The sequence below is a fragment of the Burkholderia sp. WSM2230 genome, from assembly GCF_000472445.1.
In the GTDB taxonomy this organism is placed as follows: domain Bacteria; phylum Pseudomonadota; class Gammaproteobacteria; order Burkholderiales; family Burkholderiaceae; genus Paraburkholderia.
This window is the reverse complement of sequence record NZ_AXAJ01000003.1, coordinates 204,974-216,924: the sequence shown is the minus strand read 5'-3', so window position 1 is coordinate 216,924 and position 11,951 is coordinate 204,974. Positions and strand designations below refer to the sequence as shown.

7 protein-coding genes and 1 pseudogene are annotated in these 11,951 nt (G+C 64.8%); 1 reads left to right on the top strand and 7 read right to left on the bottom strand.

Going from position 1 to position 11,951, the window contains the following annotated elements; all coding sequences use genetic code 11:
- Positions 1-2: 2 nt before the first annotated feature.
- Positions 3-1,574: pseudogene (locus A3AC_RS0109345) on the top strand (DHA2 family efflux MFS transporter permease subunit); the annotation flags it as partial.
- Positions 1,575-1,733: 159 nt separating this feature from the next.
- On the opposite strand, the gene truB reads toward A3AC_RS0109345, so the two are convergent.
- From truB to scpB, 7 genes are all read right to left on the bottom strand, one after another.
- Complete coding sequence (truB, locus tag A3AC_RS0109340) at positions 1,734-2,672, bottom strand: tRNA pseudouridine(55) synthase TruB (protein WP_025598523.1); 939 nt, start codon at positions 2,670-2,672, stop codon at positions 1,734-1,736.
- Positions 2,673-2,773: 101 nt separating this feature from the next.
- Positions 2,774-3,139, bottom strand: coding sequence for a 30S ribosome-binding factor RbfA (rbfA, locus tag A3AC_RS0109330; protein ID WP_025598522.1), 366 nt, complete (start codon positions 3,137-3,139; stop codon positions 2,774-2,776).
- A 173-nt stretch (positions 3,140-3,312) separates the two neighbouring features.
- Positions 3,313-6,255: a translation initiation factor IF-2 gene (gene infB, locus A3AC_RS0109325; RefSeq protein WP_025598521.1), complete on the bottom strand. Its 2,943-nt coding sequence runs from the start codon at positions 6,253-6,255 to the stop codon at positions 3,313-3,315.
- Between the two features lie 94 nt (positions 6,256-6,349).
- The gene (nusA, locus tag A3AC_RS0109320) at positions 6,350-7,825 is read right to left on the bottom strand and encodes a transcription termination factor NusA (protein ID WP_025598520.1); all 1,476 of its coding nucleotides are present in this window, start codon (positions 7,823-7,825) and stop codon (positions 6,350-6,352) included.
- Entirely contained in the window at positions 7,822-8,280 is a 459-nt protein-coding gene (rimP, locus tag A3AC_RS0109315) for a ribosome maturation factor RimP (protein ID WP_006052964.1), read from the bottom strand. The genes nusA and rimP overlap by 4 nt, the downstream gene beginning before the upstream one ends.
- Positions 8,281-8,789: 509 nt before the next feature.
- Positions 8,790-10,637 (bottom strand): 23S rRNA pseudouridine(2605) synthase RluB, encoded by a 1,848-nt coding sequence (gene rluB, locus A3AC_RS0109310; protein ID WP_025598519.1) that lies wholly within the window; start codon positions 10,635-10,637, stop codon positions 8,790-8,792.
- Between the two features lie 64 nt (positions 10,638-10,701).
- Complete coding sequence (gene scpB / locus A3AC_RS0109305) at positions 10,702-11,811, bottom strand: SMC-Scp complex subunit ScpB (protein WP_025598518.1); 1,110 nt, start codon at positions 11,809-11,811, stop codon at positions 10,702-10,704.
- Positions 11,812-11,951: the final 140 nt, after the last annotated feature.

Below are 11,951 nucleotides of genomic sequence, written 5' to 3'. Positions count from 1 at the left end.
AGGCTTTTTGCATGGCTCAGGCTCAGGCGCAACTCCCGCATCCGCCGCTCGAGGGCGCGCAACTGGTGATCGGCACCATCGCGGTGTCGCTCGCCGTTTTCATGAACGTTTTGGACACGTCGATCGCGAACGTGTCGATTCCGTCCATTTCCGGCGACCTCGGCGTGTCGTCCGATCAGGGCACATGGGTGATCACGTCGTTCGCGGTCGCCAACGCGATCTCGGTGCCGCTGACTGGCTGGCTCACCGATCGCATCGGTCAGGTGCGGCTTTTCATGGCGTCGATCGTGCTGTTCGTGATCTCGTCGTGGATGTGCGGGCTCGCACCGACGCTGCCCTTCCTGCTCGCCTCGCGCGTGCTGCAAGGCGCGGTGGCGGGCCCGATGATTCCGCTCTCGCAAACGCTGTTGCTCGCCAGCTATCCGCGCGCCAAGGCGCCGATGGCGCTCTCCATGTGGGCGATGACCACGTTGATCGCGCCGGTCGCGGGCCCGATTCTCGGCGGCTGGATTTCGGACAACATCTCGTGGCCGTGGATCTTCTACGTCAACATCCCCGTCGGCGCGATCGCCGCGGCGGCCACGTGGATGATCTTCCGCAACCGCGATTCCGTCGTCAAAAAGGCGCCCATCGACGGCGTGGGGCTCGGTCTGCTGATCGTCTGGGTCGGCTCGTTGCAGGTCATGCTCGACAAGGGCAAGGACCTCGACTGGTTTTCGTCCACCACGATTGTCGTGCTGGCGTTGGTTGCGGTGATCGCGCTGGCGTTTTTCATCGTGTGGGAATTGACGGCCGAGCATCCGGTGGTCGATCTCTCGCTCTTCAGCAAGCGCAACTTCACGGGCGGCACGATCGCGCTGTCGATCGGCTACGGTCTGTACTTCGGCAATCTCGTACTGCTGCCGCTGTGGCTGCAAACCGATATCGGCTACACGGCCACTGAAGCCGGCCTCGTGATGGCACCCGTCGGACTCTTCGCCGTGCTGCTGTCGCCGATCACGGGCAAGGTCTTGCCGCGCACCGACCCACGCTACATTGCGACGTTGTCGTTCCTCGTCTTCGCACTGTGTTTCTGGATGCGCTCGCGCTATACCACCGGCGTCGATACCTACTCCCTGCTGCTGCCCACGCTGATTCAGGGCATCGGCATGGCCGGTTTCTTCATTCCGCTCGTGTCGATCACGCTGTCGGGCCTGCCTGGCAACCGGATTCCAGCGGCCTCGGGCCTGTCGAACTTCGTGCGGATCATGTGCGGCGGCATCGGCACGTCAATCTTTCAGACGGCGTGGGACCATCGCACGATCATGCACCATGCGCAACTGACCGAGCGCGCCAACGCCTACAACCCGGTATTCGATCAGTCGATCCGGCAAATGGGCGCCGCGGGCTTCAGTCAACCGCAAGCGTATGGACTCTTCAATTCGATGGCCACGCAGCAGGCCGCGCAGTTGGGCGTGAACGACCTGTTCTTCGTGTCGGCTGGCATCTTTGTCGCGCTGATTGCGCTGATCTGGATCACGAAGCCAGAGAAAGCCGGTGGCGACGCCGGTGCCGCTGCCGCGGCGGCGCATTGATTTCGCGTTCCAGTCGCGCGTAGCTGGATGATGAAAAGGCGGGACCGCTTGTGGGCGGCCCCGCCTTTTTTCTCGTTTCGGCGCTAGCCGTTCTCTAGCAGTCGTCTAACCGCGCGAAGTGTGAGGTGCGCGACTTGCCAGATCCGCTGCGGGACACTGCTAACCGGCTGCGGTGACAACCAGCCGTTCTGGAGCCAGCACTCCTTCCCCGCACTTCGCGACGCCAAGCAGGCGCCCCTGCACCGCCGCGTACACTCTCACGCGCGACGCACTCATCGCTTCATTGCTCATGTTGAGTTCGGAAAGCTTCAGGCGCTGACCGTGCAGAAAGCGGCGCGTCGCGTCGTCGTCGAGATGCACCGACGGAAACGTCGACAGCAAAGCGTCGACCGGTTGCAGCCACGCATCGCGCTCGCTTTCGGCCGCGTCCGACAACGCGTCGAGCGTCACCGAATGCTCCAGCGTCAGCGCGCCGACGCCGGTGCGCCGCAAGGCCACCAGATGCGCCCCGCAGCCCAACGCCTCGCCGATGTCCTCGGCGAGCGTGCGCACATACGTGCCCTTACTGCAGGTGACGCGAAACGTCACATCCGGCAGCGCGCAAGCAAGCAGTTCCAGCGAATGGATCGTGACCTCTCGCCCTTGGCGCTCGACGGTCTGGCCGGCGCGTGCATATTCGTAGAGCGGCTTGCCGTCGCGCTTGAGCGCCGAATACATCGGCGGAATCTGAACGATGTCGCCGAGAAATGCGGGCAGCACCGCCCGCACCGCGGCTTCGTCGCAGGTCACCGCGCGCGTGTCTACCGGCTCGCCTTCGGCGTCGCCCGTGGTCGTGCGAATGCCGAGGCGCATGGTGGCCTCATAGGTCTTGTCGGCTTCGAGCAGATCTTGCGAAAACTTGGTGGCCTCGCCGAAACAGAGCGGCAGCAGGCCGGTGGCAAGCGGATCCAGCGTGCCGGTGTGGCCCGCCTTTTTCGCCAGATAGAGGCGCTTCGCGCGAATCAGTGCGTCGTTGCTCGATAGACCAAGCGGCTTGTCGAGCAGCAGCACGCCGTCAAGCGCGCGGCGCGGCACGCGGGGGCGTTGAGGTGCGGTCATGTCGGAAAACGGTTTTCCATGGAAGCCGGAACGGCATCGGGCGCGCTGCGCCCGGCCGTTGCGGCACGCGGCATGTTACGCCGTGCGGCGCAGCCGGGCGTTTAATCTTCTTTCGCGCGGCTGGCGTTCGCTTCGTCAATCAGACGCGACATCTCGACGGCGCGCTCGATCGTCTTGTCGTAATGGAAATGCAGCGTCGGCACCGTGTGAATATGGAGGCGCTTGAACAACTGGTTGTGCAGGTGGCCGGCCGCGTGCGTGAGCGCCGCGAGCGTCTGCTGCGGATCGCCGGTCAGCGTCGTGAAGTAGACCTTTGCGTGTGCGTAGTCCGGCGTCAGTTCGACGCTCTGAATCGTGACGATACCGATGCGCGGGTCCTTGACCTCGCGCAGCAGTTCCGACAGATCGCGCTGGATCTGATCCGCGATTTGCACATTGCGATTGGGTGAAGTACGTTTTTTAGGCATGGTGTTGTGTGATCCGCTGTGGCGGATGCAAAAATGGTTCGCGGAACCGCGGCGACAGAACGCGCGGCATTCGCGCAGCGCAACCGCAAGGGTTGCGCGAAGCGGCAGGCCCAAAAACAACGGGCGGAGCGGGCGTTGATGCCCGCTCCGCCCCTGGAACCTTGCCGCGTGACTTACAGCGTACGCGCGACTTCGGTGACCTCGAAGACTTCGAACTGATCGCCTTCGACGATGTCGTTGAAGTTCTTGATCGACATACCGCACTCGAAGCCCTGACGGACTTCCTTCACGTCGTCCTTGAAGCGCTTGAGCGAATCGAGCTCACCCGTGAAGATGACGACGTTGTTGCGCAGCACGCGCACCGACGACGAGCGCTTGACGAAACCGTCCGTGACCATACAGCCGGCCACCGCGCCGATCTTCGGCACCTTGAACACCTGGCGCACTTCTACCGTACCCGTCACGACTTCGCGCTTCTCGGGAGCCAGCATGCCCGACATCGCGGCCTTCACCTCATCCACTGCGTCGTAGATGATGTTGTAGTAGCGAATGTCCACGCCGTTGGCTTCCGCCAGCTTGCGAGCCTGCGCATCCGCCCGCGTGTTGAAGCCGATGATGACCGCCTTCGAAGCCGTTGCCAGGTTGACGTCGGACTCGCTGATGCCGCCCACGGCGCCGTGCACGATCTGCACGCGCACTTCGTCGGTGGAGAGCTTGAGCAGCGACTGCACCAGCGCTTCCTGCGAACCTTGCACGTCGGCCTTGACGATGAGCGGCATGTACTGCACTTCGCCCTCGCCCATCTGCTCCAGCATGTTCTCGAGCTTCGCGGCCTGCTGCTTGGCGAGCTTGACGTCGCGGAACTTGCCCTGGCGGAACAGCGCGACTTCACGCGCCTTGCGCTCGTCCGGCATGACGATGACTTCTTCGCCAGCCTGCGGCACTTCCGACAGACCCTGGATTTCGACCGGAATCGACGGACCCGCCGACCTGGTCGGCTTGCCGGTTTCGTCCAGCATGGCTCGCACGCGGCCGTAAGCGCTGCCTGCCAGCACCACGTCGCCGCGATTCAGCGTACCGGACTGGACCAGGATGGTCGCGACCGGGCCCTTGCCCTTGTCGAGCTTCGCTTCAATGACGAGACCCTTGGCCGGCGCTTCGACCGGTGCCTTGAGTTCTAGCACTTCGGCTTGCAGCAGCACGTTTTCCAGCAGATCGTCGATGCCCGAGCCAGTCTTTGCCGACACCGGCACGAACGGCGAATCGCCGCCGTACTCTTCCGGCACGACGCCTTCCGCAACCAGTTCCTGCTTGACGCGCTCCGGGTTGGCTTCCGGCTTGTCGATCTTGTTGATCGCGACGACGAGCGGCACACCGCCGGCCTTCGCGTGGGCGATCGCTTCCTTCGTTTGCGGCATCACGCCGTCGTCGGCTGCAACCACCAGAATCACGATGTCCGTTGCCTTCGCACCGCGGGCACGCATGGCCGTGAAGGCCTCGTGGCCCGGCGTGTCGAGGAACGTGATCACGCCACGCGGCGTTTCGACGTGGTAAGCGCCGATATGCTGCGTGATGCCGCCTGCTTCGCCCGCTGCAACCTTCGCGCGGCGGATGTAGTCGAGGAGCGACGTCTTGCCGTGGTCGACGTGACCCATGACGGTGACGACCGGCGGACGCGGCAGAGCTTCCGCATCCGACGCTTCGCCTTCCACCAGCATGGCTTCCGGGTCGTCCAGCTTGGCCGCAACCGCGTGATGGCCCAGTTCCTCGACGATGATCATCGCCGTTTCCTGGTCCAGCATCTGGTTGATCGTGACCATCTGGCCGAGCTTCATCATCGACTTGATGACTTCCGATGCCTTCACCGCCATCTTGTGCGCCAGATCGGCGACCGTGATGGTTTCCGGCACATGCACTTCGCGCACGATCGGTTCGGTCGGCGCCTGGAACGTGGTGTTCTGGTCCTGATGCTTGCCGCGACCCTTCGGGCCGCCGCGCCAGCCACGGTCGACGCCGCCGCTCGTATCGCCGCGCGTCTTGATGCCGCGGCGCTTGGCTGCGTCGTCCTGCCAGCCGCCCTTGCCGCCCGGCTTCTTTTTGTCGCCGGCAGACGGCGTGGTCGTGGCGGCCGGAGCCGCTGCCGCCGGCTTGCGCGCAGCGCCCGCAGCCGGACGCGCTGCTTCACCGGCCGGACGCGCCGGCTTGTGGAGCGTGCCCTTGGCTTCTGCGGCCTTGGCCGGCTCGGCGGGCTTCGGCGCCGGTTCGGGCGCCTTCACCTGTGCCTTGCGCGGCGTGCTCATCATTTCGCGGATCGCGCGCGCTTCGGCTTCCGCCGCGGCACGGCGCTTCGCGATTTCTTCCTGCTCGGCACGTGCCTTCTCGGCAGCCTGACGCGCAGCGTCTTCCGCCTTCTTCGCCGCTTCGCGCTGAGCCGCGCGTTCTGCCGCGGCGCGCTCGTCGTCCTGTTCGGTGTCTTTAGCGACGGCCGGTTCGGCCGCCTTGGCAGGCGCCGCCTCAACCTTCGCAGCTTGCGTTGCCTGCTGCGCCTTCTCACGAGCTGCCGCCTCGGCCGCGCGCTTCTTCGCCGCCTCTTCTTCAGCACGGCGACGCTCGGCTTCCGCGGCCTGCTCGCGCGCCTGGCGCTCGGCCTCTTCGCGCTCCAGTTGCTCCTGGCGCGCCTTCAGTTCCTGAGCCTGCTTCTCGAGCAGTTCGGCTTCGTGACGAGCTTCCTCTTCACGGCGCTGGAGTTCGAGCTCCTCGGCGTCCGTGCTTTCGGCCACATGATTCGATGCTTCTCCGCCTTCAGCGGATGTTTCGTCGCGGCGGACGAAAGTGCGCTTTTTGCGCACCTCGACCTGAATGGTGCGAGCCTTGCCCGTCGCATCGGACTGCTTGATCTCCGACGTATGCCGTTTCGTCAACGTGATCTTGCGCTTGTCCGCATCAGTCGAGCCGTGCGACTTGCGCAAGTGGTCGAGCAGACGCGCCTTGTCCGTTTCGGACAAGGCGTCGGCTTCGCTCGCTTTGGTGACGCCGGCCGCCTGCAGCTGCTCGAGCAGCACGCCTGCAGGCATTTTCAGTTCCGCGGCAAATTGGGCTACGTTGTTACTCGCCATTCATTCCTCTTAATGCAAGGACCGATTCCTTGCGGTTAGCATCGGGTCATGCGGCCTGACGGCCGCGTTCAATTTAGTGCGCCATGGTCATTTCTCACTGGAACCAGTGTTCACGTGCTTTCATGATCAACGCCTTAGCGGCATCCTCTTCCATTCCGGTCATCTCGACCAGTTCATCCACGGCCAGCTCGGCGAGTTCGTCGCGCGTCTGGATCTGATGTTCGGCCAGTTTCGCGAGCAGGTCGGCGTCCATGCCGTCCAGGCTCTTCAGGTCGAGCGCTACATTTTCGACCTTTTCTTCGTTCGCGATCGCCATCGTCAACAACGCGTCGCGCGCGCGATTGCGCAGTTCGTGGACGGTGTCTTCGTCGAACGCCTCGATCTCGAGCATTTCGTTCAGCGGCACATAAGCGATCTCTTCGAGGCTCGTGAAGCCTTCGTCGATCAGGATGTCGGCCACTTCTTCGTCGACATCGAGACGCGCCATGAACAGGTCGCGCAGAACACCGCGTTCCTGATTCTGTTTTTGCGCAGATTCGTCCGGCGTCATGATGTTGATCTGCCAGCCGGTGAGTTCGCTGGCAAGACGCACGTTCTGGCCGCTGCGGCCGATCGCGACCGCCAGTTCGTTTTCGTCCACGACGACGTCCATCGAATGCTTCTCTTCGTCGACGACGATCGACTGGACGGCTGCCGGCGCGAGCGCGCCGATCACGAACTGGGCGGGATCCTCCGACCATAGCACGATGTCGACGTTTTCGCCACCGAGCTCATTACGCACCGCCTGCACACGCGAGCCGCGGATACCGACGCAGGTGCCGATCGGGTCGATGCGCTTGTCGTAAGCGACCACGCCGATCTTCGCGCGCACGCCCGGATCGCGCGCCGCCGCCTTGATTTCGAGCAGGCCCTGTTCGATTTCCGGCACTTCCATTTCGAACAGCTTCATCAGGAATTCGGGCGCCGTACGCGACAGCTCGATCTGCGGACCGCGCGCGGTGCGATCGACCTTCGCGATATAGGCGCGCACGCGGTCGCCCACGCGCAGGTTTTCCTTCGGAATCAGCTGATCGCGGCGCAGCAGCGCTTCGACCCGACCGGTTTCGACGATGAAGTTGCCCTTGTCGAGACGCTTCACCGAGCCGGTCATGATGTGCTCGCCGCGCTCCAGAAAGTCGTTCAGGATCTGCTCGCGCTCGGCGTCGCGCACCTTCTGCAGGATCACCTGCTTGGCGGCCTGCGCGCCGATACGGCCGAATTCGATGGACGGCACCGGTTCTTCGATGTATTCGTCGATCTGGATATCCGGCTTCTGCTCGCGTGCTTCGAACAGCAGGATTTCCTGATCCGGCTCCTGCAGGCCGGCTTCGTCCGGCACTACTTTCCAGCGGCGAAACGTTTCGTGCTCGCCGCTTTCACGGTCGATATGGACGCGGATGTCCGCGTCTTCGTCGAAGAGTTTCTTGGAGGCCGAAGCGAGAGCCGCTTCGAGCGCGGCAAATACCACGTCTTTGTCGACATTCTTCTCGCGTGCCAGCGCATCCACCAGCATCAACACTTCGCGACTCATTGTTTGCGGCTCCTAAAGTCAACTTTCGGAACGAGGCGTGCTTTGTCCATGTCCGCGAGCGTGAAATCGAGCATCGCGGCGCCTTCCTTCCCTTCAAATTCCAGACCGATGGTCTCGCCTTGCGGGGCATGCAAAATACCCCGGTACGATTTCCGTCCGTCCAATGGCTTTTTCAATGTGATTACCGCCTCGCTGCCTGCGAAGCGTTCAAAATCCGCCAGTTTTTTCAGCGGACGGTCGAGGCCCGGCGACGATACTTCGAGCCGCTCATAATCGATATTTTCGACCGTCAGTACGTGCTGGAGCTGACGCGTGACTTTCTCGCAGTCTTCGATCGCGATGCCGGCCGGCTGGTCGATATAGATACACAGCATGCCGCGCCCGGTGCGCTCGAGATCGACGAGCTCGTAGCCGAGTCCCACGACCGTGGTTTCAATCAGTTCCGTCAGTTGCACAGTGCCCTCTTAGATGTTCGCGCAGCGAGCCTGCCGCTTGTTCTGCAAACAACCAATGCGGGCCGCGCGCCTGGCCGGCGCACGTTCGTGCTACCCGAGATGCCGAACCACGATGAACTGAGCGGCAAAAAAAAATGGGCTAAACGCCCATCATCTTATTACCGGTGGTCGCACCTGAGCCGCACATGAAAAGCCGCACGCCCAGCGACTCCGCGATTGTAGCCATTTTTCAGGACAAACGCAAACCGCAGAGCGCCGCGCCAAGCGCATTTCCGCCTGATTTCATGGCAATCTTTCGACGATATGGCGGCGCTTGCCGGACTTTGCAAGATGGCGCCGCGCAATCCGGCCCGACTTGCGCCCGCCCTGCCTTCCGACGCCGCACTAGCAGGTGCCTGGCGGCGTGCAAATGTGCCTCTCGGGTGCGGCGCCCATTTCGATTGACCGCTCGACGGCGACTGCCACGGCTGCGCTCCAAGCAGAGCGGCCGCGACCCGCCGTGCCTGCGATCAGCGCCCGCGGGAGCGGCCGCGAGGCGCGCCGCCACTACGGTTTGCACCGCCGGCATTGCCGCCGCCCGCGCGGTTGCCGTTGCCACGCTGGCCACCCGGCGCGCGATTGCCGCCGCCTGCAGTCGGACCGTTGCCGGCGGGGCGCTTGCCGCCGCCCGCCGCGCGATTGCCGCTGCCCGAAGGCGCGCGATTGCCGTCGACGTCGCGTGCGCCGCGCGGACCGCTCGTGCCGCCGAACCCGCCCGCGCTGCGGCCAGTGCCGCGATTGCCGTAGCCGCCGCCGAAACCCGCGCCCGCGCCGCCGCCGAAGCCGCCGCCCGCCGCACCGCGCCGGCCTTGCCCGCGCGGCTGCTGTTCAAAGCGGTGATGCGACATCAGAACCGGTTCGCGGCTGATAAAGCCCATCGACGTCTGCATAGGATCGGGCTGCTTGCGCTCAGGCGCAGCACTGCGGCCGCCGCGCTCCTCGCTCGGCGCCTTCAGGCCCACGGACGCCATCAGCGCGCGCACCTGGTTGTCCTCGAGCTCTTCCCAGCGACCGCGTTTCAGGCCCTTGGGTAGCGAGATCGGGCCGTGCCGCGTTCGGATCAGACGGCTCACCATCAGGCCGGCGGCTTCGAACATGCGGCGCACTTCGCGGTTGCGCCCTTCGGCCAGCGCGACGTGATACCAGTGATTGGTGCCCTCGCCGCCGCCGTCGCGGATGCGCAGGAAATTGGCGGGACCGTCGTCGAGTTCGACGCCGTTCAGCAGCTTCTGACGCATGCCTTCAGCGAGTTCGCCGACCACGCGCACCGCGTATTCGCGCTCGACGCTGTAGCGCGGATGCATGAAACGGTTGGCCAGATCGCCGGAGGTGGTCAGCATCAGCAGACCTTCGGTATTGAAGTCGAGGCGGCCGACCGCGAGCCACTTGGCCGTTTTCATAGGCGGCAGCTTGTCGAACACCGACGGCCGGCCTTCCGGATCGGCATGACTGACGATCTCGCCCGTCGGCTTGTGATACAGCAGCACGCGCGGAGGCTTGTTGGCGAGCTTGCGCTTGACCGGCTTGCCATTGATGCGGACCTGGTCGGTCGGCATGATGCGCTGGCCGATGTGGGCCGGCTCGCCGTTCACCGACACGCGGCCGGCGACGATCAGCTCTTCCATGTCGCGGCGCGAACCCATGCCGGCTTCGGCCAGCACCTTGTGAAGCTTGGGCGCGTCGTCGTCGGCGGAAAGCACGCGCTTGGGCGCGGCCGGCTTGCCACGGCGCAGCATCGGCGCGCGTACGCCGCCCGTCGCGCTGTTATCCGCGTCGAAGGCAGGCGACGTGACGTACGAGAACAGATCGTCCTGAGCCGTGTCGACGGTGGCCGCGGGCGCCTCGCCGCCACGGCGATTCTGACGCTGAGCGCCGGCGCGCGGCTGCCGCTCGCGCTGACCTTCGCGAGCAGCGCCTTCACGCGGCGTGCCCTCGCGCTGGCCGTCACGCTGACCTTCACGTTTAGCACCGCCGGCATTGCGCCGCGACCCCTGACCCTTCGCACCTGCCTCCTTGCGCGGCGGGCGCGTTTGCGCCGCGGCTTCGCCGTCCGGCGGAGCCTCGGCCGCGACCGGCGCGGCCTGGCCAGGCGCGCCTTCGGCGGCCTTCGTCTTGGCGCCGGCGCGGCGCCGGGCAATCAGGCTGCGCGGTCCGCGACGCAGGCCGCGACGCGGACGGTCGTCGCCGTCTGCCTCCGTGGTCTGCGCCGGGCGCTCGCCCTCGCCTGCCGACGCTTGCGTGGTGCGCGTTTCGTCAGCGCGCGCCGACGGCACGGCGCGCTCGGATTCGGACGACTCGGTGTCGTGGGTATGTGTCAAAACAACCTCAAAATGTCAGGTCGCGCGCGCCCCTTGCAGGCGCGGCAAAAAATGTTCGGTTACGTCAGGCGCTGCGCGACTCGGCTTCGTCGTCAGTCAGAATGCCTGCGTCCTGTGCGGCATCGCGACGATCTTCGTCGTCGTGCGCCGCCCTGGTCGGGTTCGATCCGGCCGTTTGCTCCGCGTCGCGGAGCACGCCCGAATCGTGCGCGGATGGTGCGGGTTCGGCCGCATCGGCCGCAGCGCCCAGATCGCGATCCGCTTCGGATTGCACAGCGCCGGGCAGCGGTGCAACGTTCGCCGCTTCGGTGCCGCTCTCGCGGGAGGCTTCGGTGGGTTCCGACTGCTCCGCTTGCTCTACTGCTTCCGGATGCGGCCGGATGGCCGGATGCGCAGCCGTTTCTGGATTCCCGCCACTGTCGGCCGCGGCGCCCGCTTGCGCGCCGCCAGCATGCTGCTGCGCCGACTGGCCCTCGGTTTCTTCGCCAGCGATTTCCGTTCCTGCCGCCAGCCGCGCGCCGGTTGTCGCTTCTGCGCCGGTCATGCCCGGCTGTTCGGGCGCGCTCTGCTCACTCTCTTCATTCGATGCCGGTGTCTCGCCACCCTCGGCGTCGGCAAATTCAATTGCGTGCTGTCCGAGCAGGTCCGCGTTCAGCTGCGCCGACGGGTCGGCGAGCGGCGGCAATTCGTCCAGCGCGCGCAAACCGAGGTCGTCGAGAAACTGACGCGTGGTCGCGTACAACGCAGGCCGCCCCGGCACATCGCGATGGCCGATGACTTCGATCCAGCCGCGATCCTCGAGCTGCTTCACGACCTGCGTGTTCACGGTGACGCCGCGAATCTCTTCGATATCGCCCCGCGTGACCGGTTGCCGGTAAGCAATGATCGCGAGCGTTTCGAGCACCGCGCGCGAGTATTTCGGCGGTTTTTCCGGATGCAGCCGATCCAGATACGAACGCATCGCGGGCTTGCTTTGAAACCGCCAGCCCGACGCCAGCCCGACCAACTCCACACCGCGCCCCGACCAGTCCTGTTTGAGGTCTTCGAGCAGAGTCCTAACGGTGTCTGCCGACACGCCGTCGGCAAAGAGCTTGCGCAAATCGCCGAGCTTTAACGGCTCCTGCGCGCAGATCAAGGCTGTCTCGAGGACGATCTTCGCCTCTTGGGTATTCATGCAGCTAGGTCAGACCCTGTGGTCAAAGAACCGGATCAAACAGACGATGTGGAACTGAAGACGCGCTCGCCCGATTCTGATCGGTCATATTGATGGGAGCACGCACCGGGGGGAGGCGAAACAGACTATCGAGCCAAACC

Bases quoted from the DNA above. Each gene is read 5' to 3' on its own strand.
- infB (WP_025598521.1), bottom strand. From the start codon at position 6,255: ATGGCGAGTAACAACGTAGCCCAATTTGCCGCGGAACTGAAAATGCCT.
- rbfA (WP_025598522.1), bottom strand. From the start codon at position 3,139: ATGCCTAAAAAACGTACTTCACCCAATCGCAATGTGCAAATCGCGGAT.
- truB (WP_025598523.1), bottom strand. From the start codon at position 2,672: ATGACCGCACCTCAACGCCCCCGCGTGCCGCGCCGCGCGCTTGACGGC.
- nusA (WP_025598520.1), bottom strand. From the start codon at position 7,825: ATGAGTCGCGAAGTGTTGATGCTGGTGGATGCGCTGGCACGCGAGAAG.
- scpB (WP_025598518.1), bottom strand. From the start codon at position 11,811: ATGAATACCCAAGAGGCGAAGATCGTCCTCGAGACAGCCTTGATCTGC.